The organism is Anaerobacillus sp. ABD4_527 (assembly GCF_056160805.1).
In genome coordinates this window covers 522,342-548,585 of record NZ_JBSWXZ010000002.1, presented here as the reverse complement: position 1 = coordinate 548,585, position 26,244 = coordinate 522,342, and the positions used below count along the sequence as shown (strand labels likewise).

General features: G+C 43.2%; 25 protein-coding genes and 1 pseudogene. 6 read left to right on the top strand and 20 right to left on the bottom strand.

Annotated features, from left to right (window positions below; genetic code table 11):
* Positions 1-11: 11 nt before the first annotated feature.
* The 4 genes and pseudogenes from ACXAHI_RS14900 to larE all read right to left on the bottom strand — a co-directional run bounded on the left by ACXAHI_RS14900 (position 12) and on the right by larE (position 4,763).
* Positions 12-1,775, bottom strand: a complete 1,764-nt coding sequence (locus ACXAHI_RS14900; protein WP_474849138.1) for a PrpR N-terminal domain-containing protein — start codon at positions 1,773-1,775, stop codon at positions 12-14.
* A 26-nt stretch (positions 1,776-1,801) separates the two neighbouring features.
* Positions 1,802-3,145 (bottom strand): annotated as a pseudogene (gene larC / locus ACXAHI_RS14895) (nickel pincer cofactor biosynthesis protein LarC).
* A gap of 13 nt (positions 3,146-3,158) precedes the next feature.
* Complete coding sequence (gene larB, locus ACXAHI_RS14890) at positions 3,159-3,926, bottom strand: nickel pincer cofactor biosynthesis protein LarB (RefSeq protein ID WP_474849136.1); 768 nt, start codon at positions 3,924-3,926, stop codon at positions 3,159-3,161.
* A gap of 18 nt (positions 3,927-3,944) precedes the next feature.
* Positions 3,945-4,763 (bottom strand): ATP-dependent sacrificial sulfur transferase LarE, encoded by an 819-nt coding sequence (gene larE, locus ACXAHI_RS14885; RefSeq protein WP_474849133.1) that lies wholly within the window; start codon positions 4,761-4,763, stop codon positions 3,945-3,947.
* Positions 4,764-5,119: 356 nt separating this feature from the next.
* On the opposite strand from larE, the gene ACXAHI_RS14880 reads away from it, so the two are divergent.
* The 3 genes from ACXAHI_RS14880 (at position 5,120) to ACXAHI_RS14870 (ending at position 7,232) form a co-directional block, all read left to right on the top strand.
* A complete protein-coding gene (locus ACXAHI_RS14880; protein WP_474849131.1) occupies positions 5,120-6,055 on the top strand; it encodes a hypothetical protein in 936 nt (311 codons plus the stop codon).
* A 177-nt stretch (positions 6,056-6,232) separates the two neighbouring features.
* Positions 6,233-6,439 carry a zinc ribbon domain-containing protein gene (locus ACXAHI_RS14875; protein WP_270181149.1) on the top strand — a complete coding sequence of 69 codons (207 nt, stop codon included), beginning with the start codon at positions 6,233-6,235 and terminating at the stop codon, positions 6,437-6,439.
* A 58-nt stretch (positions 6,440-6,497) separates the two neighbouring features.
* Positions 6,498-7,232 carry a potassium channel family protein gene (locus ACXAHI_RS14870; protein ID WP_474849129.1) on the top strand — a complete coding sequence of 245 codons (735 nt, stop codon included), beginning with the start codon at positions 6,498-6,500 and terminating at the stop codon, positions 7,230-7,232.
* Between the two features lie 71 nt (positions 7,233-7,303).
* Here the strand turns inward: ACXAHI_RS14870 and ACXAHI_RS14865 are convergent, their stop codons facing one another.
* Positions 7,304-8,200 carry a collagenase gene (locus ACXAHI_RS14865; RefSeq protein ID WP_474849127.1) on the bottom strand — a complete coding sequence of 299 codons (897 nt, stop codon included), beginning with the start codon at positions 8,198-8,200 and terminating at the stop codon, positions 7,304-7,306.
* A gap of 166 nt (positions 8,201-8,366) precedes the next feature.
* Here ACXAHI_RS14865 and ACXAHI_RS14860 point away from each other — a divergent pair, with 166 nt between their 5' ends.
* A complete protein-coding gene (locus ACXAHI_RS14860; protein WP_474849125.1) occupies positions 8,367-9,116 on the top strand; it encodes an SDR family NAD(P)-dependent oxidoreductase in 750 nt (249 codons plus the stop codon).
* A 122-nt stretch (positions 9,117-9,238) separates the two neighbouring features.
* Here ACXAHI_RS14860 and ACXAHI_RS14855 read toward each other — a convergent pair whose 3' ends face one another.
* Both ACXAHI_RS14855 and ACXAHI_RS14850 read right to left on the bottom strand, forming a co-directional pair.
* Positions 9,239-10,597 (bottom strand): SLC45 family MFS transporter, encoded by a 1,359-nt coding sequence (locus ACXAHI_RS14855; protein WP_474849123.1) that lies wholly within the window; start codon positions 10,595-10,597, stop codon positions 9,239-9,241.
* A 273-nt stretch (positions 10,598-10,870) separates the two neighbouring features.
* Positions 10,871-11,644, bottom strand: coding sequence for a metal-dependent hydrolase (locus tag ACXAHI_RS14850; protein ID WP_474849121.1), 774 nt, complete (start codon positions 11,642-11,644; stop codon positions 10,871-10,873).
* Positions 11,645-12,101: 457 nt separating this feature from the next.
* Between ACXAHI_RS14850 and ACXAHI_RS14845 the strand changes: the two genes are divergently transcribed.
* Positions 12,102-12,479: an iron chaperone gene (locus ACXAHI_RS14845; RefSeq protein WP_474849119.1), complete on the top strand. Its 378-nt coding sequence runs from the start codon at positions 12,102-12,104 to the stop codon at positions 12,477-12,479.
* 70 nt (positions 12,480-12,549) lie between these two features.
* On the opposite strand, the gene ACXAHI_RS14840 is transcribed toward ACXAHI_RS14845, so the two are convergent.
* From ACXAHI_RS14840 to ACXAHI_RS14780, 13 genes are all read right to left on the bottom strand, one after another.
* Positions 12,550-13,383, bottom strand: coding sequence for a hypothetical protein (locus ACXAHI_RS14840; protein WP_474849117.1), 834 nt, complete (start codon positions 13,381-13,383; stop codon positions 12,550-12,552).
* A 200-nt stretch (positions 13,384-13,583) separates the two neighbouring features.
* Positions 13,584-14,672: a serine hydrolase gene (locus ACXAHI_RS14835; protein WP_474849115.1), complete on the bottom strand. Its 1,089-nt coding sequence runs from the start codon at positions 14,670-14,672 to the stop codon at positions 13,584-13,586.
* Positions 14,673-14,729: 57 nt separating this feature from the next.
* Complete coding sequence (locus ACXAHI_RS14830) at positions 14,730-15,212, bottom strand: DUF1643 domain-containing protein (protein ID WP_474849113.1); 483 nt, start codon at positions 15,210-15,212, stop codon at positions 14,730-14,732.
* Between the two features lie 363 nt (positions 15,213-15,575).
* A complete protein-coding gene (locus ACXAHI_RS14825) occupies positions 15,576-15,719 on the bottom strand; it encodes a hypothetical protein (RefSeq protein WP_474849111.1) in 144 nt (47 codons plus the stop codon).
* Positions 15,720-15,835: 116 nt separating this feature from the next.
* The gene (locus ACXAHI_RS14820; RefSeq protein ID WP_474849109.1) at positions 15,836-15,994 is read right to left on the bottom strand and encodes a hypothetical protein; all 159 of its coding nucleotides are present in this window, start codon (positions 15,992-15,994) and stop codon (positions 15,836-15,838) included.
* Between the two features lie 304 nt (positions 15,995-16,298).
* Positions 16,299-17,678 carry an MATE family efflux transporter gene (locus tag ACXAHI_RS14815; protein WP_474849107.1) on the bottom strand — a complete coding sequence of 460 codons (1,380 nt, stop codon included), beginning with the start codon at positions 17,676-17,678 and terminating at the stop codon, positions 16,299-16,301.
* A 31-nt stretch (positions 17,679-17,709) separates the two neighbouring features.
* On the bottom strand, positions 17,710-18,483 hold the full coding sequence (locus ACXAHI_RS14810) for an ABC transporter ATP-binding protein (protein ID WP_474849105.1): 774 nt from the start codon (positions 18,481-18,483) through the stop codon (positions 17,710-17,712).
* A complete protein-coding gene (locus ACXAHI_RS14805; protein WP_474849103.1) occupies positions 18,480-19,292 on the bottom strand; it encodes an ABC transporter ATP-binding protein in 813 nt (270 codons plus the stop codon). The genes ACXAHI_RS14810 and ACXAHI_RS14805 overlap by 4 nt, the downstream gene beginning before the upstream one ends.
* Positions 19,289-20,137 carry a nickel transporter permease gene (gene nikC / locus ACXAHI_RS14800; RefSeq protein WP_474849101.1) on the bottom strand — a complete coding sequence of 283 codons (849 nt, stop codon included), beginning with the start codon at positions 20,135-20,137 and terminating at the stop codon, positions 19,289-19,291. The genes ACXAHI_RS14805 and nikC overlap by 4 nt, the downstream gene beginning before the upstream one ends.
* Positions 20,137-21,087 carry a nickel ABC transporter permease gene (gene nikB / locus ACXAHI_RS14795; RefSeq protein ID WP_474849099.1) on the bottom strand — a complete coding sequence of 317 codons (951 nt, stop codon included), beginning with the start codon at positions 21,085-21,087 and terminating at the stop codon, positions 20,137-20,139. Before nikB ends, nikC begins: the two co-directional genes overlap by 1 nt.
* A 75-nt stretch (positions 21,088-21,162) precedes the next feature.
* Positions 21,163-22,704 (bottom strand): nickel ABC transporter substrate-binding protein, encoded by a 1,542-nt coding sequence (nikA, locus tag ACXAHI_RS14790; RefSeq protein WP_474849097.1) that lies wholly within the window; start codon positions 22,702-22,704, stop codon positions 21,163-21,165.
* Between the two features lie 356 nt (positions 22,705-23,060).
* The gene (locus ACXAHI_RS14785) at positions 23,061-23,273 is read right to left on the bottom strand and encodes a hypothetical protein (RefSeq protein ID WP_474849095.1); all 213 of its coding nucleotides are present in this window, start codon (positions 23,271-23,273) and stop codon (positions 23,061-23,063) included.
* A 122-nt stretch (positions 23,274-23,395) separates the two neighbouring features.
* On the bottom strand, positions 23,396-23,662 hold the full coding sequence (locus ACXAHI_RS14780) for a hypothetical protein (protein ID WP_474849093.1): 267 nt from the start codon (positions 23,660-23,662) through the stop codon (positions 23,396-23,398).
* 138 nt (positions 23,663-23,800) lie between these two features.
* On the opposite strand from ACXAHI_RS14780, the gene ACXAHI_RS14775 reads away from it, so the two are divergent.
* Positions 23,801-25,429: a hypothetical protein gene (locus ACXAHI_RS14775; protein ID WP_474849091.1), complete on the top strand. Its 1,629-nt coding sequence runs from the start codon at positions 23,801-23,803 to the stop codon at positions 25,427-25,429.
* Positions 25,430-26,244 lie beyond the last annotated feature (815 nt).

Below are 26,244 nucleotides of genomic sequence, written 5' to 3'. Positions count from 1 at the left end.
GACGCAAGCTTTTATTTAAGCTTGCGCCAAAGTGTGGATCGATTAATACCAAGCCGCTTCGCAGCCTTGGATTGATTCATCTCTTCTTCCTCAAGAACTTTCTGAATGATTTTCTTTTCGATATCCTTTAATGATCCGCTAACTTCAATCGTACAGCTGCCATCTCCTTCAACCTTTGGACGCTGCTTTAACAAGTCGATGAGTGATAATACGGCGTCTTTCTCGATGTAGTACGAGTTTGAGTGAAGCACGAGTTGTTCGATCACCTGCTTCAGCTGATCGACGTTACGCGGCCAGTCGTATTCCTTTAGCTCATGCATCGCATCGGGTCTTACCCCGACGATCTGCTTTCCGTATTTTGAATGAAATTCAGAAATAAACACAGGAATCAAATTTTCAATATCCTGTAAACGTTCTCGAAGGGGAGGAACATAGATGATCAAGCGTGCGAGAAGCGTGAATAAATCATGATCGATCGTCGCATCTTTTTCATCGATTCGAAGCTCATCCTTCGACGATACAATCAACCTTGGCAGCTTATAGGTTTCATTCCGCAAGTAATGATAGAGTTCTTTTTGAGATTGCAAGTCTAACCGGTCGATCCGCTTCAGGTGCACAATCCCTTCCGCATGGTTCGTAAAGAACTGTTCCTCGATCAAATCTGATATCTGGTCTTCTTTTACTAATTCACAGTTGATTGTAATGAACGGTTCATTGTTTCGCTTGCTTTTCAAGTAGATCGACTGAGCGACCGAATCCTTCCCTGTGCCGGTTTCTCCAATTACCCACAACGGCTCGTCCATCCGACTATACTTTTCGACCTGTTTGATCACTTCCTGCATCTGTTCACTCTTTCCAGTCAGGAGAAAGTGAGGAACGGCTGTGACAACATCGATCGCATATTCCTTCTGCTCTTCTATCCCACCTTGGGATTGATTCGGAAAAGCTTTCTCCATATACAGGATAACACGCTCTTCCGCCTCATTCGTCGTGAGGTGCCAGAGCTGATTTTCAACCGTCACCATTTTCTTTTGCAGCGTAGATGACGTGTTTTTTACGATGTCTAGAATCGTAGGAGAATTCTCGATCTTCTCTCTAGAAAACGCGTTTTCAAACCGTTTATTCGAACAGATCACTTTTCCTTTCCTATCCATCACACCGATCAACCGCTCATCAGAGTCGATGATTGACTGATACAACGATATTTCTTTATGTAGCTTTGAAAACAGGCCAAACACTCGTCGCGCTTCATCCAGCGCTTCCATCACAGCTTCCTTGCCAGAAGTGATCAGCACCCCGTTCATGCCAAGCTGCTTCGCTGTATTGATCGTGACCACGTCACCGATTACGACCTCATATCCCTCTTTCTTCAAACTCTTCAACTTCTCCTCAACTTCATGATCCTTCTCGATCGTGAGCGTATTAATATCAAGATCGAGGAGGTCACAAATCGTTGAAGCACCTTGAGAAATATTCGGAAACCCTACGATAGCTGCTTTTCCTGAAAAGCCCTTTACGAGCGTCAAGAGGCGGAGGATATCATAACCCGACACTTGGATATCGATGACCGGGATCGACACGACTTCTTGAACGAGTGAAGCGGTCCCCCCACGGCTGATGATCATGTCGAACCCATTCTTCTCATACTGTTTCGCGACCTCTACCCCTTCATACAGGTTTCCGAGCGCGGTATGGATCTCGAAATCTTCAACGTCTATGTCACGCATGATTTCGATAAGCCCCTCGTAAGGAGCAATTATTAATGCTTTAATCATATCGTTTCACCTTCTGGTTAAAATTCCTACTTCTGATGACGAAGCTTCTCCCATACGACGCGGTACACCTCTTTGAGAGGAATCTCATATTTCTCCGCGATCGCTTTGCAATCCTCGTATTCAGGAGCACTTTCGACGGCTTCTCCACGATGGACGCCTCGCTTGATCGTCACAGATCCCCACTCGGTCTCGATTTCATCGAATGATCGCTCGAGGCGATGAACGGAGATCGGGTAGTAACGAATCCCAAACGTCGTCGTTTCTTCGAATAGCACACGCTTAATGTCATCTAACTTTTCCCTGTTACATAGTAATTGAAGCAAAATGGCAGGACGGTTTTTCTTCATATAGATCGACGAATAAAACACGTCGTTCGCACCGTGATCGAACAGCTTTTCCATCACATACCCAAGCCACTCGCCCGGCATGTCATCGAGGTTCACTTCGACCTTCAGCATCTCGTCGTCGATATGTTCCTCCTTATGCGAAAAAGGTTGAGACATCAAAACCGACCTCCTTTCTTAACTACCTAGAACCGCTCGGAGAACGTTCGGGTGATCCGGGAAATCCTTCGTACCCGCTCCATACCCGATTGACTCGACAACAAACGAAGGCATCGGACCAAAGTCGTTCGCAAGCGCAGCTAAAATGCCGCCCCCTGTCGGAGTAGTGACCTCACCTTTGATCGCCGTCTCTTGAATCGGAATCCCTTTTAGTAACTCTAACGTCGCAGGCGCCGGTACCGGATAAATCCCATGCGCGATGCGGATACGCCCGTTGCCTACTGGAACAGGAGAAGAAACGATCCTCGTCACGTTGAGAGAATCGATCAAGATACACGCACCCACAATATCCACGATCGAATCAACTGCTCCCACTTCGTGAAAATGTACTTTTTCAAACGGCATGTTGTGAATCTTCGCTTCCGCTCGGCCGATCTTTTCAAAAACAGAAAGCGCCATCTTCGTCACGTTTTCATTCAGTTCAGCACGATTGATCATATCAACGATGTGCGTGTAGTGGCGATGGTGGTGATCGTGACTATGATCGTGATCGTGGCCGTGGTCGTGACCATGACTATGACTATGACTATGACTATGATCGTGCTTGTGACCGTCATCGTGGTCATGCATATGATCGTGACCGTGATCATGATGATGGTCTTCCTCATGTGTAAGAAGCACATCAAACTTCGTTGCAGAAACGCCCTGTTTCACCACGTTATACGTTTTTAACTTGTATTCTGATTCAATATTAAGCTTCGCGATGTCCCGCTCAAGTACGGAATAGTCCGCACCTAGATCGAGGAGCGCTCCGATCGTCATATCGCCGCTGATTCCTGAGAAACAATCAAGGTATAGTGTTTTCATCTTCTTCCCCCAGTTAATCGATTATCGTATCACGATGATTTTTATGAATTAATGTCGCATAGTATCCTGCTCCAAAGCCGTTGTCGATGTTCATCACGCTGATGCCAGGTGAACAGGCGTTTAGCATGGAAAGGAGGGAAGAAAGCCCCTGGAAGTTTGCTCCGTACCCGATGCTTGTTGGTACAGCAACGATCGGATTACTGATCAACCCACCAACAACGCTCGTTAACGCACCTTCCATCCCAGCGACCGTGATCGCGACCGTCGCGTTCTCGATCTCGTCAAGGTGATGGAAAAGGCGATGGATGCCCGCTACACCAACGTCGTAAATCCGTTTGACAGATGCACCGAACGCTTCAACCGTGACAGCCGCTTCTTCCGCAACAGGAAGATCGGACGTCCCAGCGCACACAACTGCGATGTAACCGCCATAAAGCACCTCTGGTTCGTCTGGATGCTTCCAGTACAGCGTTCGAGCTGCTTCATTGTACGTAAGATTCTCTACTTGTTCCATTACGAAAGCCGCCTTCTCAGGTGAGATCCTCGTTGCGAGAACACGATTTGTATGGCGCTTCAGAGAACTTAAGATCTCCACCATATGTTCAGGCGTCTTGCCCTCTCCGTACACGACTTCAGGAAAGCCTGTTCGCTCTTCTCTCTGATGGTCGACCTTTGCAAACCCGATATCTTCAAACTTCGAGAGAAGGCTCTTCGCATCTTCAACTCCTAGACTCCCATCCTTCACTCGCTGTAGAACGTCATCTACGTTTCTCTCTCTCATCGTGAAACACCTCTTCGTTTATATAGTAGATTGTTCGACTTCTAACACTTTGTTCATGCTGCCGCTCTTATATCCTTCAAGATCGATCGTGACATACTGATATCCGAATGACTGCAGCTTTTTCGAAATACTGCGATGATTATCCATCACCATCTGCATATCCTTCGGCTCGACTTCAATCCGCGCCATATCACCATGCGTCCGAACGCGAACTTGTTTGATGCCGAGACTCTTCACATACGCCTCAGACTTATCCACCTTCGTCAATTTCTCCTGCGTGATTTCTTCCCCATACGCGATGCGTGATGATAAACAAGCGAAGGAAGGCTTCTCCCAAGTCGGGAGTCCCAGTTCTTTTGACAATGTACGAATGTCTTCTTTGTAAAACTCCGCTTCCTGAAGCGGTCCACGCACGTTATGTTCCTTCGCTGCCCGCGCACCTGGCCTGTATTCACTCATATCATCCGCGATCAAACCGTACACGACATTCTGAAATCCTTTTTCTTTCATGATCGGCATCACTTCTTCGAACAAGCCGTTTTTACAGAAGTAGCATCGATTTTCATCGTTCTGCGTATACCCAGGAATCGCAAGCTCTGACGTCTCGATCACCTGATGATGCGCGCCAATCAAAAGCGCGAGCTCTTTCGCTTCTTCTAACTCACTGCTCGGATACGTCTCAGAATCCGCCGTCACCGCAAGAACGTTTTCTTTTCCAAGTTCGTCGATCGCGACTTTTAATAGGAACGTACTATCCACGCCGCCTGAAAACGCCACGACCACACTCTTCATTTCTCGTAAAATCGCTTTCAAATTTTCGTATTTATGTTCTAACACCCGTTCATCACCTCTCCGACTTATGTATCGTCTTAAGAAAAGCCCGACTGTAACCGTTTACAACAATGAAATAAAAAAACGTTGCAAAATAAGTCGGTTCATCTACGTTTTATTAAACAACAATTCTACTCTTATGCATTTTGCAACACCTCAATTATAAACCAATACCTGGAGAAAGTAAAAGGATGGATTTATCTTTTTATAGTAAAAGTAGAACAGATGCTTACTATAGAAACTAGTAAACTCACTCGCCTATACCCCTATGCGTTTCTTACCAATTCCACACCAAACACTACACTACTTTCAACTCCCAACCGATAATGATAGAAAACATCATTAGAGTGGAAGAATTTTTCATGAAGCGTTGGCTGCTCGGTTTTACAATCGTCTTGATGTGTTTCCCTATTCATTCAACTGTGACGGCTAGTACCCATACCGATGCTCGGTACGGATCCTGGATGTGGGATGCCTCCTACGTGTACAACCAGGACCAAAACTTTTTCGGTGAGTTAGACGCGCTCGAGATCGATACGGCGATCATGAACGTCGGGTATGACCCGAACCTAAAGGCGCACGTGCTACAGTCAAAACCTGAAAGCTATGATTCTTTTATCCAGACACAGCATGAACAAGGGCGAGAAGTCGAAGCACTTTACGGCAATTCCGACTGGGCGCTAGATGCCTACTACTGGCACTTGAGAAAGAACGTACAAATCGTGCTAGATTACAACCGTGACTACTCCAACAGGTTCGATGCGCTTCATCTCGATATCGAGCCTCATACGTTTCCAGACTGGGAGCAAAACAAAGAATCGTACTTAACACAGTACTTGGCGAATTTGAGAAAGGTAAGGAATTTGATCAATCAGCACAACATCGCTGCTTCAGATTCGCTTCGCTTAGTCGTCGTTGTTCCATACTGGCTTCACGACTATCAGTTTTCTGACGGACGCAAGTTCCTGCCAAAGCTCTTTGCTACCGTTGATGAAGTCGCGGTCATGAATTATACGAGGTTTAACAGTGTGTATATCAATGCTGGCGTAGAATTTTTGAAGGCAGCTGACTCCGCAGGTAAACAAGTTTCAATCGGTTCCGAGTTTTTAAGTGGTACTGCCGAGCTCGACTGGATTTCTCTTTCTTCCTTCACGCGTGCTGAATTGAACGAATACCTAAACAATGCTTATAGCGTTTTTCATACTTACGATAGCTTCAAGCAATTTAACGTTCATACTTTTGAAGCCTACAAGAAGTTTATCGAGACACATCCGTCAGGGAATCCTGAACCTCAGTAAAATCAACAGGACCTTCATAGCGAAGGTCCTTTTCACCTTTTATGATTTAGATACCTATGATGTTTTCATAAGCAACTAGACCCTCCCCACTTCATGTTAGAATAGACCTAGAACATAGGTTTTTCTTCTATTAGATAAGGAAGCTTATTTTGGACTAGTAAAAAGGAGTTGGAAAATATGAGCGAAAAAGGCTGTATCAAATGCGGAAGCACCGATGCTGGAGAGAAAGAAGTGGCGATGACAGGAGCTGGCGTTGCCAAGTTTCTTGATGTACAAAACAATAAATTCAAGGTTGTGTACTGCAAGAACTGTGGATACTCTGAATTCTACTCGAAGGACGCCTCGAAAGCTGGAAATGTGTTAGACTTTTTCTTCGGCGGTTAACTTATTGTAGTGCCTCACCAAAAATGCTTTACTAACTACCATAACAAAAAAATGTGAGGTGATTTCTCTGATCGACTTCTTTAAACGGTTTATCACTTCAAATACTGCCGGAAGATTACATATTATCTATGAGGTCACGCTTGCATCACTCGTGATCTATTCCATTATTGTGGATACGAACTATAACTTAGACTGGTTCATCTGGGGAATTTTTGTGATCGATTACTTCACTCGTCTTATCATTAGTGATAACAAGGTTGAATTCGTTAAGTCGAATGTGTTGGAATTGATCGCAATCATCCCTCTAGGCGAGATCTTTCAATCCGCACGATTAATTCGCCTCTTCCGAGTGATAAGATTACTAGCAATCATCAAGAAGCGAAAGTCGTCCTTGAACGAAGTGTTCAGCCGGCTGAACATCGATCGCTACATCATCCTTCTCATCGCATCGATGTTCATCGCATCACTCCCGATGGTGTGGTTAGAACCTGCCTTCGAACATTACGGGGATGCATTATGGTGGGTGATCGTAACGACCACAACTGTTGGGTATGGTGACCTTTATCCTGTAACAGGCATCGGTAGAATCATCGCGATTTTCTATATGCTTGTTGGAATTTCATTGATCGGGATCGTTACAGGAACCGTCGCCTCCTTAATTACGAAGCAGAAGAAGACGACCCTGCCTCCTGAACTCGAGTACGTTCATAATAAGATAGAGGAATATCCGGTACTTACCGATGAAGATTACGAAGAGATGGTAAAGCAAATCAAGAAAATGAAAGAAGGATAGCGCTCCGCGCTATCCTTCTTTGCGTGGTGCCAGGCACCTGTCGAAACTTACTGGTGCCTGGCACCTGTCGATTAATCGTTACGCCCCATTATGTCATACAACTCAGAATAAGAGATTCCGGTAGCGTCCTTAAAGCTCTGCTCAAAGTCAGCCGACTCACTCGTCGCGTCGATGATCTCCTTTATCACTTCTTCCCCATTCTCTTCAATCACGTACGTAACGGCGAAGTAGCTCTGCCTATAAACGTCCGTCATCTCTCTTGCCCCTTCTTCTTCCCACTGTTCGTGTGTGATGAGCTGATGAAACGGGACGAGTTCATAGTCCCACGTCTCCACGTTACTTCCTTTGTTCGCTACATAATCAGCGACGCCCTCTTGAAACCAAAGTGGATAGAAATGCAGCCCAGCGTTCGTCACTTCGACTTTACGATCTAACGCATAATGCGTATATTCGTGCTTAATCTTACGTTGAAAATGATATAGCGCTTTTTCATCACCTTCTACTACGCCCTGTTTATTATCAACGAGCACACCAATCATCATTGAAAAGCGATCATAGAAACCTTCCACGTGACTCAATTCACTCAACCGATTAAATTCTTCTTCATTCGTGAACAGAATAAGGTCGACGTTTCTCTCATCCACTTCACCGATTAACGCTTTCGTTGTGGATCTCGCTTTCTTGAGTGTATCTTTTACTAGTGGAAATAGATCTGTATCTTCATCTTCTACATAAATCGTGACATCCCGATCAATCATCTCGTTCCTCGACTGCTTTGCTTCCTTCTCTAACTCCCCATCGAAGTCTAACGTAACGATCGCTTCAACGGCGTGATAGTAGGACACCGTCTCACCAGCACTCTCTTCGATAAAACTATGAATGAAAAATACGGCAGTTCCTACGAGAAGCAGTGTGAGCGTAAGAACACTTGAGATCACGATCAATGTTATTTTTAAAGTTGTGTTCATAGGTACCCTCTCGTCCATTTTATATGTTTAATCGTACCATAATTCAAGAAGCCGACCATCCCCTAATTCCCACCATACCGCACATCATACTAAACAGTTCGTTTGAATCACTCCATCTAGGGAAAACTATATTATTGTTTTTATTAATAAATCAGGAGGGGTTCTCATGGGTAAAGCAGCTATTATTACAGGTGGCGGAAGTGGATTAGGAAAAGCAACTGCACTTCGGTTAGCACAAGAAGGTGTCAACATTGCAGTCGTCGACATTGATGAAGAAGGTGGAAACGAGACCGTCGACCTCGTAAAAAAAGAAGGCGCGGATGCAGTCTTCATTAAAGCAGACGTTTCAAAATCAGAGGAAGTAAAGAACTATGTGGATCAAACGGTCGAAACATTTGGGTCGATCGATTACTTCTTTAATAATGCCGGCATTTCCGGAAGCGGTGAATATTACCTCGATACGGAAGTTAGTGAAATCGAGAAAATCGTTGGCATCAATTTAATGGGTGCCCTTTACGGCGTTCGCTATGTTGCGGAAGTCATGATGAAGAACGGCGGTGGCTCCATCGTTAACACCGCTTCAAGCGCTGGTGTCATCGGTCAGGACTCGGTTGTCACCTATTCTGCCACAAAGCACGGAATCATCGGACTAACAAAAAGTATGGTAGCGGAGTACGCGAAAGACGGTCTGCGAGTGAACGCGATCGCACCTGGACCAACGGAAACGAAGATGGTAAAAGAATTTTATGATAACAATCCGAAGATGAAGGAAAATGCTGAAGCTGGAATTCCGCAAAGACGCTTAGGTACACCGGAGGAAGTAGCTGAGCTCGTCGCCTTCCTTCTCACCTCAAAAGCGCAATACATCAACGGCGAAGTGATTCGGATTGATGGTGGGTTCACGAATACGAAATAACTTAAAAAAGAGGATGCCTCAATGGCACCCTCTTTTTTAAGTTATTTCGGGACAAGGGGACAGGTTCATCGTCCCTCTCACCTGTTATTTCGACTGGGACATGGAACCTGTCCCTACGTCCCTTACTTCGCGTAAGTCTCCTTAATCACCGGTACTGACAACGCCCCAAGAACAAGCAAGATTCCTGAGATCAAAATCATGAACGGCATGGAAGAACCGATTAGCGGGAATAACACGAAGCTTAATAGGGAAGCGATGATTTGCGGCAAGCAAATGCTTCCGTTAAACAGGCCAAGGTATGTACCCATGTTGTTTCCTTTTAACGCGTTCGTTAAGATCGTGAACGGGAACGTCATCATCGCTGCCCATGCGATTCCGATCAGCGTGAACGAAATAACCAATGCCCATTGATCTTGAATGAAGAAGACCGAGCCAAATCCGATTCCACCTAGCAACAAGCTGATCGAGTAATACGGCTTTCTTTGATTGTTCGGAATGCGAGACAACACGAGCGACCATACAACCGCGCCAATCGATTGAACCGCTGTCATAATACCGAACCAGTTCCCTGCATCCTGATATGCGGGGCTTGACGGATCACTTGTATTCCACACGTTAAGCGCAATCGCGCCTGTTCCATACGTCCATAGATACTGGAATCCCATCCAACAGAACAACTGAACGAGTGTAACGGTCCAGAATACTTTTGGAGCGCTTCCAAGTAATTTGAAAAGGTTCACTTTTTCCTTCGTCGATTCCTTCGTAATACCATGATACATCGCATATTCGTCTGGATCATACTCACGCACTTTGATAACCGTAATCAGACTACACACGATAAGAATTACTGCACCAGCGTAAAACGAAATGACAACAGACTGTGGCACGACGCCTTTGGGTGCACTATTCGATACACCTAGCAGCGTTAGTCCAAACGGGAAAATACTCGCAAGTACTGCACCACTATTTGATAGAAAACTTTGTATCGAATACGCAAATCCTTTTTGTTCCTTGTTGACCATGTCACCAACCATCATCTTAAACGGCTGCATCGCCATGTTTGACGAAAGGTCCATAAACAGAATCGCAATCGCACCGAACGTCATCGCCGTAACGGCACTAAACCCAAAACTACCGGAGTTAGGCAATAAACACATCACGATGACCGCAACTACCGCTCCAACTAAAAGATACGGAATCCGTCGTCCGAGCCTCGGCATCCATGTCCGATCCGAAAAGTACCCGACTAGCGGTTGAACGATCAATCCAGCCAGCGGTGGCAGGATAAAGAAAATTCCTAAATTATGTGGGTCCGCACCGATGGTTTGGAAGATACGCCCCATGTTGGCACTCTGCAGTGAAAATGCCATCTGTACGCCTAGAAACCCGAAACTGATCAACCAGATCGTCGTAATCGGGAGAAACGGCAGTTCTTTTTGATACCTTTGCTCATTTGATTGTTCTACTGTCTCTTGTAGCATGATTTCCTCCTATACGTGCACGAACAGCTGCGAAAACGAAATGTGTTGATTGTGCAATCGCTTGCATTAAATTCAGAAAAAGTAGCCTTTTTTCACATGAATCGACTGACTGTGTGCAATTAATCTATCAATTAACTTCACTGGAAAATTATACTTTCACAGTATATACCAAAGTACAGCAGTTAAGCAACCGTTTGCACAAAATTGAATAGTAGAAAAATTAAAAGGTATGTAAAAAGAAGGATAGCCCTGCCATCCTTCTTCTTTGCGCGATCACAGCTCTACTTCTTCCCCGTACCCCATCACCAGAACCTTCGTATTTGTTCCCGCCAACTCATGGCCAAGCTCATCATCTTTCCCCATCATGCTTTGAACAACAGGAAATGCCTCTAGCAATTTATCTAGCGTTTCAGGTTGAGCAGCTGTTTCATTCGTAGGAAAGGTATGACTAGGAATCACCGTCTCTACATTCAATAGGTTTTTCACCGCATACGCCGCTTCCTTAGGTCCCATCGTAAACTGACCGGATGATGACAGAATTGCGATGTTCGGTTCATACACATCCTGGATTAGCTTCATATCCATCATGAGCGCGGTATCTCCTGAATGATAAACGGTATGGTCATCTGTAAAAGTAAACACATAACCTGCCGACTCCCCCGCATAGATCGGCGTCCCTTCTGTTTCCTTGTAGCTCGAAGTATGCTTCGCCTGTACCATCGTTGCTGCCACATCATCTAGCTGAAGCGTTCCACCGAAATTGAGTGGGTAAACATTCTGAACACCCTCTTGCATCAAAATCATCGCAAGTTCATACTGCGCCACAACGGTACAATCCGGGTTATGTAAAAGCAATTTCTCAAGTCCGCTTGCATGATCGAAATGCCCATGCGTCAAAAACACCGTATCGATACTTTTCAAAAATTCTTCAGTTTGATAGTCATCCGGACACCCAGGGTTCATATCAAAGAATGGATCAACCAAATACCACTTTCCACCTTTACTTGTGAACAAGTACATCGCATGACCAAGACGAATGAGTTTCATACGAATTCCTCCTTTGATTAATACCTTCAGACTGAAAATCCTATTTCACTTAATAGAACTTCGGTGTGCTTCTATCTAACCCTTCCATCAAGTCATAATAAAAAACGCTCAACTTTATGAGCGTTTCTGGAAAGTACTTTCTTGATTTGTTTGTTCCATTAGATATGAAAATGAACTACCACAACTACTTCTTCTTCCTCCTAAAACTACTGAACGCTAAAAAGAGTACAAAGAATACAGCAATCCAGAAAGCAATATCCACGCTACCCCACCTTTTGATCGTTGATTTACCTTATATACGATTGAAAAAGTATTTTGTTTCACCACTTCATCAGCTTCTCTAAGATTCCTCATCTTCTCTACTAATAAGAAGACTTCTATGATTCTTTTAAGTAAAATAAAGTACGAGGAGTATTCATAAAAGAAACGCAAAACCTACTGTAAAGGGGGATTACCATTGCAATACGCGGTGAATACACCAGAAGAATATTTCGAAGCGCTAAAAGATGATTGGAGAAAAGAGAAGCTGATGAAGATCAGGCAGTTCATTTTACAAAACGGACCTGAGCTTCAAGAAGGCATTCAATACAAAATGCTTTGTTACGGCGATGAATCATTCAATCTATTCCATCTAAACGCACAGAAGTCCTATGTTAGTGTGTATGTAGGCAATGTAGAAAGAATCGAGAATGCCAAACAGCTCCTTAATGGGTTGGACTATGGCAAGGGCTGTGTGCGCATCAAAAAATCTGTGACATTAGAGGACAGCGGGCTTGAGGATTTTATAAAGAAAACGATTGAAACATGGAAGGCCGGCAAAGACACATCTTGTTAATATGATAAACGACAAAATCTGAAGAGCCCGGAATGGCACCATGCCTCCAGGCTCTTCTTTTTTCTATCTTCTATTCACTCTCCATCACAACCCCATCCACCACCATCTCATCTACCCACTCCGAAATCGTAATTGGCAACTTCCCTTTGTACTCCGAATCGTTTGAGTGATAACGAATCACATCAGAATCCGTCACAGCAGCATAGACATACTGCTCGTTGATCATGATGATTCCGCCATTTGAGGTGGCGATTCCTCTTACAAAGCCTTTTATTACTTTTGTATCAAGCTCATCCTTATCCTCCACTTCCGAATAGACATTGAAATTACTTAAGTAAAGCTCATAGTCGTTTCCTACAACCTCTCTAAAAAGTTGATCTTCTGATTCAGAGAGAACGCCCTGCTCGATGAGATCTGTCTCGATCTTCACATCCCCTCGCTCATACTCTCCGTTGAAGAACGTTCCCACACCACCCCAGATCATGCATTCATCACTTTGTTCGATAGTGATGAGGTCCTCTGAAAAATGAAACGTAAGCTCACAATCGATTTCAGACGTCTTAAATGTAGCACTGTCCCCTGAAATCACCGCCTCCCCTTCCATACCCCCAACATTCGCACCTGCGATGACATTCAGCGTGAATCGAAAACGCTCTTCCGTTACGTCTAGTATTTTGAGATGTCCTGTGTAATGGAGGATGTTTCGGGTCCATTTGCCTGTTAAGTCACCTGGCTTCACTTCAACAGCTGGTTCTAAGGTTTCCTCCGCTTCCTCTTCCACTCGCTCATTTTCCTCGACCTCTGACACCGCAGGTACTGATTCATCATCTAAAAACTGATCAACCGCAAACCCTCCCACTCCAACTAGTACAACAATAAGCAAAACAACGAGCGTTTTTTTCAACGATCACTTCCTCCTTCCACCATAGCTCTATTAAAGCTATGTACCTCACCAACGAAAATGCAGGTCTCATGGATTCCAGGGATAAAATAGTTCTTTATACCTTTCACCTCCATTACCTGTTTTACAAGTACCAGCAGGTTTTGTAAGATGAAAGCTACTTCCATCGCAAAAAAAGGTAGTCCAGCACAATGCCAGACCACCTAGTTCCTATTCCCTAACGAATGAATCGCTTTCTCTCTAAACTCGCGATCTTCCACCAACGCCTTCAAGAAATCATGAAAAACATTCCTAATCCATAACAACTCGTACCGCTTCTCATCTTGAACGAACACCGAAAGCGCGACAGAATCTTCACCATCAAGTTGATACATCGCAGAAGTAAGCGTAAACGCCGTGGACCCTCCCTTAAACCAGCGTCGCTTCCCGCTCTCGCTTGCTCCTCCTAGAATGCGGTCAATCAATCCCTTGTCATCGACCGATAAATCATCCGATTCCCCTACTCGCATCATGAAGGTTGCGTATTGCTCGGTTGTAGAAGAAGGCAACTTGTCCATCAGAACGCGCTGAATGGACATGTCGTTGATGGTCGATAATTCGTTGAGATAAGGTGCTGCCTTTTCGTTCAACACGTTATGTAACATCGTATTGGCTAAGCTTTCAAATTCATGTTGCTCCATCTCTTTCATTGCCTGGGCAATTTGCCCTTTCTTCCATCCATGCTCAACCTTCAAATATGCAGGAATCAACATCGCAGAACTGATTGCATAGATCGTTGAATGAGGATTGAGATCGTACTTCGTAAGCGTGTGATTGATACGATCAGCACCTAATTTATGAAAAAGAAAATCCGTACACGCATTAGAGCTGAACTGCATCATCCCCTGTGCGATTTGAAAAAGGGTAACTTCTTCTCCAATGTTGTGCTCTTTCTTCCATCTTGGATGAGCCCCTCCATCTGTATTCTCCAAATAAAGAACGTCAAGGTCCTCTACTTTAACCTTGTCCTCAAGCATCACTTTCTTTTCTCTTACTGCTTCAACGAAGGTGATTAAGTAGATCAACTTAACGGTACTCGCTAGCGGCATTTCCTGCTTTTCGTTGAAGGCGATCAGCTTACTCTTGTTTTCTAGTAACGTTACTGAGCAAGAATCTCTGTGCTCCTCGATGTAGGTGAGGAGGTCTTCTTTTGCTTTGGATGCGTTTTTCTTTTTTACGAAAAGTAGCATGAAAATAGGGGTAATGATCAAGAGGATCAGCACCCCTACAATAAGTGTGAATAGTAGTTTCATAATAAACTCCTTTTTATCTTTGAACATAAATTAGAATGGTATTAGCTTAAAGGTGGATTAGTAACGAATCCACTCCCTTAAAGGCTCCGTGCGTTTCACGTAGAGTGGATGTCTCGGTGCTCCGCTTTTGGTTGTTCCGAGGCACCATAACCGAGCATCTACTTGATGTGCTAACCGAATAAAGTGATCTACTCGTTTCTTCCTTGCATTCACTCCCCAAGCACATATAATATCTTTGTGTTCTAGTAATAGGTTCATTAAGTAGTGATCATTTTCTATTCCAATTGGGTCATCGTGAGCCCATAACTCTCTTGGTTTTGTCGCTCGAAGTGCATATAAATTTGCAACTTTTATTCCACCACACCCCCAATTCTTACTAAATGTTCTGCAAGATCGAATCGTTGGGTCATCTTTTTCCGCATCTGCAGTTGAAGGGTTTAACATAATAAAAAGTGCCGGACCGAATTGAGGCTCTTCTATTTCAGAAGGTCGTTCAAGAACATATCGATAACTTCCACACGAACTTATAATTGCTCCCAATTTTAAGCCCTCCTTCTTAATGTAAGTAACCTCTACAACGCACTCATTCATACCTCCTCACGTCTCACAATCAGTACCCAAAAGCATCATCCCATCGTACGTCGCCATGTTCAGAGCCTTCATTCCTATCAAAAACAAAATTTACATTTCCTGTTAGTTAAGTAATTTTACATTCAACCTTATATTCCTTTTTAAAAATTTATTTTCTGTTTTTAATACACAAAAAGCCTAGGATGGGCATTTCCTATCCTAGGCTCCAAAAAGATTAGTATGATGTGGTTAAGAAAAAATACGCCAGCCGTTCCCTTATCCATAGCGTTCTTCTTTCGCCAGTTCTATTAAGGCGTTTCTTTAACCAGTAGTTTATTTGTATCCATTCTTCTTTTTCCATTTCTTCCATTCAACAACTAACGGTGGAGGTTCAATCTTTGGCAACGGCTTTCCTGCATGACTTTTATAGAGGTCTAGTAACGCTGCTTTCACCTTCTCTTTCTCTTCTTTACTCACTTTTCTTCACCTCATATTATATAGATCGTGGATCAACTCAATGTCCTATTGAAGTTCTATGGTTAGAAGGCAATCATTGTAACCGGCTATTATCATGTTTTAAAAAGAAGTCTGCTTTACTCCTGACTTCCCTCATCCTTCTTCATCTTCTCTTTTAGCCTCTTAATTTCTGCCTCGTCTTCTTTTATGGCTTTTCGCAAGATATGCATCGCTTCTTCTAAATTTCCCAGGATTTCTTGATGACGTTTTCGTAAACCCTTAGATTTTCTCTCCAACAAACTCACAACCTTTAAAATGTAGTGTTTTTATTACTCCAAAGGAAAAAGACATCCATCCATAGTCTATGAATGATAACTATAAAACTATCCATTTTTCATGCATTAATTCACGGAATTAAAGTAAAGATAAAATGAAAACGATTAAAAGCCTATTCTACATCATCCTATGAGAGTAACAATCGCCCTGAACGGTCCTATTCATCCCATCTCACAAACAAAAGAAGCATTCATTACCCATTAATGAATGCTCCTTTTAACTGATTATCGTTACCCTGCATCATGAAAACTACCCTCTCAATTTTTAAGAAGATAGCTTCCGAACTAAAGGTTCACCTGCTGTACCTCCAAAACTCATTCTCCCTACCTTTGGTATATACAGCGATAAGAATAGTGACCTACCCAAACTGAACAGAACGAAGCTTAACCAGATTCCCGTATTTCCTAGGATTGGAACTGTCAGCCAGACTGTCGGCAGGAACAGTAGCAAGGCGAGAAGAATCGAGTCTCGAACTGGTGCCGCTTGTGTGGCGCCTGAGAATAGACCTTCAAGCTGTAGCCCCCAAAAGCCGAGGATGGGGAAAATGACGATCCACATGAGCTGGTCATTTGCTGCCGTCTGCACGTCGCCTATCGTCGTAAAGAGACTCACGATTTCCTGGCCCCATAGCACCATTATGATGGAGAGAAAGATAGCAGATCCCACTCCCCATTGTGCTGATAAGTGATAGGCACGTGTGTAGAGCAGGCGATTTTTACTTCCGATTGACCTTCCCACAAGGATGCTTGACGCATTAGCAAACCCTCCAAACAAATAAGCCATCATATAATGAATTTGCAAAAGGATGGCATTTCCCGCAAGGATCACTTCGCCTAAACTCGCTCCTTTTGAGGTGAAGATGATCGTCATCGTAAGGAGGCATACTGTACGGAGAAACAAGTCTCTGTTCACCTTGAACATCTTTTGAAGCGGTTCTAGCTCAGACAGCATCCTCAACCGAATTTCCTTAAGTCCAGGCTTAATGGAGCGATAGATGACGATGGCACCAAACATGACGGCCGTTACTTCAGAAATCAGAGTTGCGATAGCTACTCCGGTGACGCCCATTCCAAATCCGAGCACAAAGACAATGTCCAGAATGATATTTAGAACATTCATCAGCACTTGGGTCGCGAGTGCCAGCCGGACTTTTCCCATTCCGATCAGCCAGCCGATGATCACATAGCTTGCGAGAATAAAAGGTGCACCCCAGATCCTAATGGAAAAGTAAGATGCCGCAATGTCTGAAACGGCTTCACTTCCTCCCATGATCATTAGTGAGAGGTGCAGGATCGGCACCTGTAAAACGAGAAAAAGAAAACCGAACAGAAAGGCAATGATCATCTGTCTGAAAAAGGTTAACAGCATCTCTCTTTGATCCTTAAGTCCTTCTGCCTGTGATGTAAAGCCGCTCGTACTAACCCTTAAGAATCCTAGTAGCCAGTACATCGTATTAAAGATAACTGCCCCGATCGCTACGCCCCCAATGGAAACGGGATCCGGCATCCGTCCGACAACTGCAGTGTCCACCGCACCAAGGAGCGGCGTCGAGATCCCTGAAATGACGAGCGGAATGGCTAATAGGAGATATTCCTTATGGCTGCAGGCTTTTTTTATATCTATCGATGGTGATAATAGATTCATAGCATTTTCCTTCCTTCACTAGTCCTCAACGTCAATCCAGTGATGCGGCGTCTAGCAAAGCCTTCGTATAAGGATTTCTTTCTGGTTCATAAAGATCACCTAGCTCAAACTGATCAACCTTGGATCCTTCCTTTAAAACGATGATTCTTTCACAGAGAAACGTCACCGCTCGAATATCGTGCGAGATAAAGAGGATGGTGATGTTTAGTTGCTGCTGTAACTCTTTTAAGAGAGTAAGGATCTGAACTTGAATCGTAACATCAAGACTCGCAGTTGGTTCATCGCAAATGAGGAGTGAAGGCTGGAGGCTGATCGCCCTTGCGATACTCACCCTTTGCTTTTGACCTCCGCTCAGTTCGCCTGGGTACCGATCGGCTAAACTACAGTCGAGACCAACCAGTCCTAGTAGTTCCCCTGCTATGTCTTTATCTGAAAGTCCCTCGACTTCGATGAAAGAAGGTGTGAATTCTTTGTAATTCTTCAGCGGTTCTAGAAGGCTTTTCCAGATAGGAAGCTTTGGGTTTAAGGCACTAGCGGCGTCCTGGAAAATCATTTGGACATTCTTTCGATAGTCTCGCTTGGAGGCACGTTTCTTAGGAGCGATCGGACTTCCTTGAAAGGTGACCTCTCCCTCCTGATACGCTTCAAGACCAACTAAGATTTTGGCTAATGTACTTTTCCCGCTTCCACTCTCACCAACGATCCCAAGAGACTCGCCTTGTTTTAGCGAAAAAGAAAGCTGCTTCAAAGCCTGCAGATTCTTTGAATACTGTTTTGATAGATTGTCGACTAAGAGAATGCTCATACGGAATACACCCCTTCAGCGGCTCGTCGTTCCTCGGGTAGTGACAATAACGAGGAACAAAGCTTTTTTGTGTACGGGTGTTGAGGGTGGAAACGAATCTGCTCTGATGGTTGATCTTCCACGATCACTCCCTCGTACATCACGTGAATTCGGTCAGACCACTTATACGCTTGTGCAAGATCATGAGTGATCATCAAAACGGCACAGTCCGTTTCTCTACGTGCTTTATCAATATACTTCAGCACCTTTTCACCATTCATCATATCTAATGCAGTCGTCACTTCATCACAAATGAGAAGGTTCGGCCTAAGAGCGAGTGTCATCGAGATGGCTGCACGCTGCACTTGTCCTCCGCTCAATTGAAAGGGATAGCTAGTATAGACCCGCTCAGCATCCAAACCGGTTTCCTTCAGTACAAGAAGAGCTGCTTCTTTCGCCGCCTTTTTGGAGATGCGTTGATGCGTTCGAATGGTTTCGATCATTTGCTTTCCGATTTTAATATATGGGGTAAAACTTCCACGGTAATCCTGGAAAATAAGTCCGATCTCTTTACCAAGTAGTTGGTGATGCTCTTTCGCACTCAGCTTCAACAAGTCTCGTCCCTTATACAAAATCTCTCCGTCCACTTTCATCTCTTCAGGTAGAATTCCGAGGATCGCTCTCGCGGTCAAACTTTTCCCGCTTCCACTTTCCCCGATCAAAGCAGCTACTTCCCCTTTCTCAATTTCCATGTTGATGCCTTTCAGTAAGGGTTCGCCGCTTCTATTTTCAATGGTTAAGTTGTGAACCGTTATGAAACTGTTCCTCACGTTCGGCCCCTCCCTTTACGAATATCAAAATGATCTTTCAGACCATCTCCTAAAAGGTTAAAACAAAGCACGGTTACCATGATCGCAATCCCAGGGTACACCATTAACGAGGGCTTCACCTGAAAGTAACTTCTGCCGTCATTGAGCATCGCTCCCCATTCTGGAATCGGCGGCTGTGCGCCTAGACCGATATAGGAAAAAGCAGAAACGAGAAGGATCACTTTTCCAACATCAATGGCTGCCATGACAATGATATCGGGGATAACCTGAGGTAGAATGTGCATGCGGATCGTCTTCAACGCACTTGAATTCGACGTTTGGGACACGAGAACATACTCCTTTTGTTTTTCCGTGAGAACAAGTCCACGGACAACACGCGCATACACAATCCATCTGACGAGTACGATCGCAATCAGGAGATTCGTCAGATTTGGTCCAAGGATTCCCGCGATCGCAATCGCCAGGATGAAATCAGGAAATGATAAGATCCCATCTACGATTCTCATTAAAATAGCATCCACTTTTCCTCCTATGTACCCGGAGATGAGACCAACTGGTACGCCAATCAGAATGGCTACGACGATCGCAACGGTACCTAGTCCGATGGTAAGCTTCGCACCATAGACAATTCTAGCGAGAATATCTCGACCAAGCTGATCGGTACCAAGCCAATGGGTCGAAGAAGATGCCTGCAGTCTATTCCCCATATCGACTAGAAAAGGATCATGAGGGACAAGCGACCCACCGATCAGCGTCACACATGTGATGATAACGGCGAGTCCAATACCAAGGACTAAATTGATGTTTCCTAGAGACCATGACGTTCGGATAAGGGCTGTTTTCATCACACTGACTCCTTTCCTTTCGTTAGTTGAGGGTTGATGATCATGTACATGAAATCCACCACCAAATTGGATAGAACAACAAGAAAGCCAATGATCAGAATATAGCCCTGGATCACAGGATAATCCCGCTGCATCACTGCGTTAACGATCAACTCCCCCATCCCAGGCCATGAGAAGAGGATCTCAATAACGGTCACACCGCCAAGAAGACTTCCGATGCTTAACCCGAACATCGTAACGAGCGGAATTAAACTCCCCCTTAACGCATGAGAGAAAATGATTCGTTTCTTCCCTAATCCTCGTGCCTTAGCAGCTTCAATGTACGGACTTTGCAAGGTAGCGATTAAACGCTCACGTAAAAGCCTAATATAAATCGGAGCCATAGCGATCCCTAGTGTGACAGAAGGAAGAATGAAGTGAGCGAGTGTTGCCTTCCCCATAACAGGCAGAATATTGAATTGCACAGAGAAAACGTAAATCAACATGAGGCCAAGCCAAAAACTAGGGATAGATGCCCCCGTTAAAGCGGTCCACCTGCTTACGTGATCCGGCCAGCGCCCTTCGTAAATCGCTCCAAGCATCCCCATCGGCACGGCGATGAGAAAGAGCACAACCAAACCGCCGATCGATAAGGAAAGCGTTGCCGGCAGCTTTTCCATAATCAGGTCCAAAACCGGTCTTTTGGAAATCAAGGATTCACCGAGATCTAGCTGAAGAACTCCCATGACCCACTCGCCATACTGCTCAAGGATCGGCCGGTCAAACTTGTATTCCTTCATCAAACGTTCCTCATCTGCTTTTGTCGCAGCAATGTCGTCCACGTTCAACATCGTCCTGATCGGATCACCAGGCGTAATCTTCATTAATAGAAAGGTTATAAAAGAGAGCACCAACACCATAATCATCAATTGAAGCATTCTCGACCCGATAATGAGTAGAAATTGTTTCATACTGTTCACCTCAAAACAATGAATGATCGTTGTACGAGAAAAGTGAAAGCATCAAAAGATACTTTCACTCTTCTTTTATTCAACATCCATTTCATTTGTAATCAAATAATACTCTTCTGATCCCGGCTTCCAATTCTTCACCCGCTCGTTCACACCGACAATAATATGAGGGTGAAGGATAAAGGACTGCGGTACTTCTTCTTGAACGATTTCAACCGCTCGTTTCTGCAAGTCATTTCGTTGTTCAGGATCAGCTTCCTTGTTCAGCTGCTTTGTTAAGTTATTCACCTCAGGGATATTAATCTGACCTGGATTTAGGGAACCGTCAGGCAAATAAGATACATTTAGAAAATAGCCACCGTCTCCTCGAGGCGCCGTTAAATTGGAGTACGTTACCATATCCCATTCCTGTTGCTTCTCCCAAAGGTAACTGTCGATGTTTTCGACGGTCATGACGTTGACCTTTATCCCAAGATTAGCAGCCTCTGACTGGAAGTATTGCGCCATCATCGGAAGTTCAGGTCTCCCTTGATACGTTGCCAACGTCAATTCGAGCTGCTTTCCATCCTTCTCAAGCTTTCCTTCCGCATTCTTCTCATAACCTGCTTCTTTTAACAGCTCCTCCGCTTTCGCAGGATCATGGGCTGCAGGCTCTTTCTCGCTTGCAAACTCGAAATCTGGGTTAAATGGTCCACTGGCAGCTGTAGCGTGACCATTCATGATTTCCTCAACAGCGACCGGCCGATTGACTAACAGATCAAGCGCTTGTCGAACTTTCACATCCTGCAGTTCAGGTTTGGCTGAATTATAGAGAAAGAAATGAACTCGTAAACTAGCAACCGACTCAACGCGCAGGTCATCCTGACTCTCAATCGGCTCCAATGATTCTGGAGGCAAGTGGTATGCGATATCCGCTTCTCCTGATTGAAGCGCTAGCGCCCGAACGTTTCCATCGGAGTTAAACGTGATGTTGACTTGATCCAAGTTAGCCTCTCCATCCCAATACTCAGGATATTTTGTTAGTTGGATTTTTTCTTCAGAGGAAAAGCTCTCTACTTGGAAAGCCCCCGTAGCAATTGGCTTTTCACCGATATTCTCAGCATCTGTCTTAATGATCGATGCATTGGTGTGAACGAGCTCTGATAAGAAAGCAGGATACTCTTCGGTTGTCTTAAACGTAATTTGCTGTCCATCCGCTTCCATCTCCTCAATTTTCAAAGCGGAAGCTAGCGATTCATTCACTTCAATGGCACGCTCAAACGAAGCCTTGACCGCTTCTCCGTCCATTTTGGAGCCATCATGAAACGTCACATCATCTCGTAACGTAAATACCCATGTTGTTTCGTCCTTCTGCTCCCACGATTCTGCAAGCCATGGCTGAATCTCAAGATTCTCATCGATCTTAACTAGCGTTTCAGCGATTCCGGCACGCACCCCCATCCAGTCTTGATGCGGATCGATCGTTTCTGAGGCAAAGCTGTATAGCAGCGTTAGAGATTTATCTTCTGAGGTTGACTCACCTTTCTCTTCTCCCTCTGTCCCTGCCTCATTGTTGCATGCTGTGATAACCAATAGCAGAACCAGCAGCAGGCCCCCTAAGACTTTCTTATTTTTCATCAATGCACTCTCCTTCTCCTTCAGTATTGATTTCTTATGTAGCTCCCGTCACGATAACGTGAACGAAATAAATCAAAATGATTACGATTTAAAGTATATAAAGTTCCCAATTTCTAAATGAACATGGGCTTCCCTCAAATCGTAATCTTTACTATTTACATTTAATTACTATACTTCTATGATCTCCTCCCGTCAATCACTATTTTACTTTTTTATTGAAACAACCGCTTTTTTTTATAAGTTGAAACTTGAAAACCGTCCTCTCGCATCATTCTGATTCTATCACCCCAACAAAAAAAGAGTACTAATTCATTGTATTAGCACTCTCTTTACCATTCTTTCACTTCATCATACAGTCACAGTTCTACTTCTTCACCATAACCCAACACGAGAACTTTAGTGTTTGATCTCGTCAACTCATTCAACAGTTCATCATCTCTCCCCATCATACTTTGAACAACCGGGAATGCATCTAGCAAGTTTTCTAGCGTTTCAGGCTGTGGGGCCGTTTCTTTCGTTGGAATGGTATGACTCGGAATAACGCTCTCCACGTTTAATAAGTGCTTCACCGCGTATGCTGCTAAGGTATGATCTTGATATACCAATTCTCGAAGTCTTAATTATATGCTTATGACCGTTTTTTACATAATGGACAAAAAGGTCTTCCTAATAGATGATCGCTACGTATGTTCTACACATGACCACAATTATTACATTGTGCTGCTACTTTCTCTCTACTTGAAACATACTCCAACACTCTAACAGCATTATCAGACCTTTTTAACACTTTGTGTTTATAGCTTTCTTCTCTTGATACCTTTGTATCTTTATTCTGTTTCATTTCTGCCTTTTTAGTTGTTTTTATTTTCTTTTTAATCTTCGGTAACTTTTTGGTGATTAATTTTTCAACCGAGGGATCCTTATCTAAACTTTCATTTATCATACAAAGTTCAAGCATTTATATGATTCTGAAGTCCCGACAGAATAGACATTATTATCATCTGTTAATTGATGAATTTCTCTCAATTACCCGTTATGTAGTATAATTCTTCCTATTTCCTCAAACTATAAAAACAAAAAGTTTGAGGGATATCGTGTGAGAAAACCTATAGCTGAACGATTTACAAAACTTCGTCAACTCATTGTAGAAAATACATTAGTGCGAATAAATGGTACAAATTTTCTATTTAAAGGTAATCATTACTTTATTGATAATGGAAGGCTAGTTAGTTCCGAAGGTAAGGCATTGGTTATAGACAATACATACGTTTATTTGGAACACATTGAGTTTGTATCAGAAAATCCCCCACCTTATAATCATCAGACGTTGGCGTATTATTGGTTTCATAATAAACTCCCAAAGCAACGTAAAAACTTTTGGCTTAAAGATCAAATAAAAGAATGTTTTCATATGCTTCTTGAAAATGGAGAAGAGATAAATCAAAAACAAATCGAGAAAAATCATTATGATTTGTTCAAAGCAATACAAAACGAGAAGGATTTTAAGCCCAAAGATGACGAAATAACTTCTTCATTTCATAAGTTCTTATTTGAGATGGGATTAGATCCTGATGATGTTTATCTAAAAAATACTCTTCTAGAAATGGGAAAGTATTATGATAAAAAGATAAAATTACTAATACATAAATATGCCAAAAAGGATGTTTTTGATATCAATCCTTGTATCGATGGTGTTTTTCCAGACCTGTTTAACAAGGTTAACAACGAGATCGTCGATATTAAAAGTTCGTTACGCACACCTATCACTAAAGAGAAGGAAAAATACTCATTATATGGAAAGTCTGTTGTCGTATATCTCTTTGGTAGCCTCACCCACACGGTAGAAGAGGATGGTGTCCTCAAACTCCATATCAATGGATGGGTAAGACAGAATCATGAGTTTTTTACTGATTCAAGTAAATTAATTGAAGGCATTATTTATTTCTTAAATAAAGTTAACCCTGAAGAAGCTGAACGAACTCAGAATGAATATTATTTGCATTTAGTAAATGATATATTTTCTCTCTATAAAAAGGGTTATACTCAAGAACAAATTGCAGAAACCTTGGTAATAAGTAGACGTTATGTAGGTTTAGTTCTTGAAGGAGATCGGCTTCATCACCTTACTAAAGACCAAGCAAAAGAATTTAAAGCTCAGAAAGAAGAAGGACGTAGATTACTTATCGAAAGGGATAATCATGTTTTCTCATTAATAGAAGAAGGTTATACGTATGCTCAAATTGCAGACAAACTCACAAAACTCTATGGGCAACCCATAACAGTCGCAGCAATAACAGATTTAGTAGTAAGAACTAAAAAGGAAAATGGGAAACAAAGTGGTCCATTCTTGATGTTCTCAGCTGAAGGTCAACTTATCGATAGATATGAAACGATCCCTCAATGTGTAACCGAATACCCTGACTTAGGTTTAAAAGTCATATACAAATGTTTAAGAGACTTAATAAACTCCTATCAACGGTATATCTTCATCTATGAAGAGGTCTATAATGAAGAACCAGGTGTACTAGATGAAAAAGTAAAAAGAATTCAAAATAGTACTCGTGGAAAATCATTTAGAATTATAAGTCAAAAGACCGGTGAAGTTATAGGAATCTATACGAATCAACGAGAAGCTGCTAGAGCGATCGGAATGTGTTATAAGAAAGTCAATTATCATCTAAGACATAACTCAAAAAGCGATGAGTTCATATTTGAAATCGTTTAAGTCTTAAGAAAGGCTTTCGGGAAAATGAACGATCAACTCGCATCACGGGGACGGTTCTTATGATTAATTACAATGAAAAAACGTAAAAGGAGCATTAATTATTGGAATAATTAATGCTCCTTTTTTTTGAGATGGAATCAACAGAACCGTTCTGGCGATTCTCTATAGAGAAAAGTCCTTAAGAATTCAGGAAGAAGGGATTCTTCCAAGTGGCTCTTTAGAAAAATGGCAATCTTCCCTAGACGAGAAAGTATTAGTTGTTATGGTGCCACGAGAGAGAAATTCTCATGCCCATATCCAACATCGGTTTTATCAAATCCCCGTTAAGCAACTAAAAAAAGATGGCAGGAAGCGAAGTATCTTGCTCTCTACCCGAAAAAAGGTGCAAAAAATGGCGTCACCTGTTTTAGGAAGATTGTGAATGTAAGTTTTGTAAAGCAACCTGAGATTAAGAACTCCCTAAAGCTAGTTCAGAAGAATACGTTCAGTTTGAAGTACAAGCATGGACTATGCTAGATAAAGTGATACGCCCAGTTGGGTATGGAATCTCTGTTTATACGCTTACCACACGTAATACCTTAGAACATGCGAAGGAACTTCCGGAACTGTTTATGAAATCAAAGGAAGAAGTAACGCTCTGGAAAATGTTGCATAGGTTCTCTAATAAGGTAACAACAGAGTTAGATAGTACTCATTTGGATAGCGCTATTGGGGATACTAGTTATCGCATGAAAGATGTGCGGTTGAGGATTGATAGGGAGATTTGTTCTAAGGTATAACTAGTTCAACCGCTTCAGTCCGAATAATTTACATTT

Coding starts and splice junctions, on each gene's coding strand:
- nikB (WP_474849099.1), bottom strand. CDS start 21,087: ATGAAACAATTTCTACTCATTATCGGGTCGAGAATGCTTCAATTGATG.
- ACXAHI_RS14875 (WP_270181149.1), top strand. CDS start 6,233: ATGAGCGAAAAAGGCTGTATCAAATGCGGAAGCACCGATGCTGGAGAG.
- ACXAHI_RS14810 (WP_474849105.1), bottom strand. CDS start 18,483: ATGAGCATTCTCTTAGTCGACAATCTATCAAAACAGTATTCAAAGAAT.
- ACXAHI_RS14835 (WP_474849115.1), bottom strand. CDS start 14,672: ATGAAACTACTATTCACACTTATTGTAGGGGTGCTGATCCTCTTGATC.
- larB (WP_474849136.1), bottom strand. CDS start 3,926: ATGAGAGAGAGAAACGTAGATGACGTTCTACAGCGAGTGAAGGATGGG.
- ACXAHI_RS14855 (WP_474849123.1), bottom strand. CDS start 10,597: ATGCTACAAGAGACAGTAGAACAATCAAATGAGCAAAGGTATCAAAAA.
- ACXAHI_RS14860 (WP_474849125.1), top strand. CDS start 8,367: ATGGGTAAAGCAGCTATTATTACAGGTGGCGGAAGTGGATTAGGAAAA.
- nikC (WP_474849101.1), bottom strand. CDS start 20,137: ATGAAAACAGCCCTTATCCGAACGTCATGGTCTCTAGGAAACATCAAT.
- ACXAHI_RS14780 (WP_474849093.1), bottom strand. CDS start 23,662: ATGCTTGAACTTTGTATGATAAATGAAAGTTTAGATAAGGATCCCTCG.
- ACXAHI_RS14865 (WP_474849127.1), bottom strand. CDS start 8,200: ATGAACACAACTTTAAAAATAACATTGATCGTGATCTCAAGTGTTCTT.
- ACXAHI_RS14880 (WP_474849131.1), top strand. CDS start 5,120: ATGAAGCGTTGGCTGCTCGGTTTTACAATCGTCTTGATGTGTTTCCCT.
- ACXAHI_RS14815 (WP_474849107.1), bottom strand. CDS start 17,678: ATGAATCTATTATCACCATCGATAGATATAAAAAAAGCCTGCAGCCAT.
- nikA (WP_474849097.1), bottom strand. CDS start 22,704: ATGAAAAATAAGAAAGTCTTAGGGGGCCTGCTGCTGGTTCTGCTATTG.
- ACXAHI_RS14900 (WP_474849138.1), bottom strand. CDS start 1,775: ATGATTAAAGCATTAATAATTGCTCCTTACGAGGGGCTTATCGAAATC.
- ACXAHI_RS14850 (WP_474849121.1), bottom strand. CDS start 11,644: ATGAAACTCATTCGTCTTGGTCATGCGATGTACTTGTTCACAAGTAAA.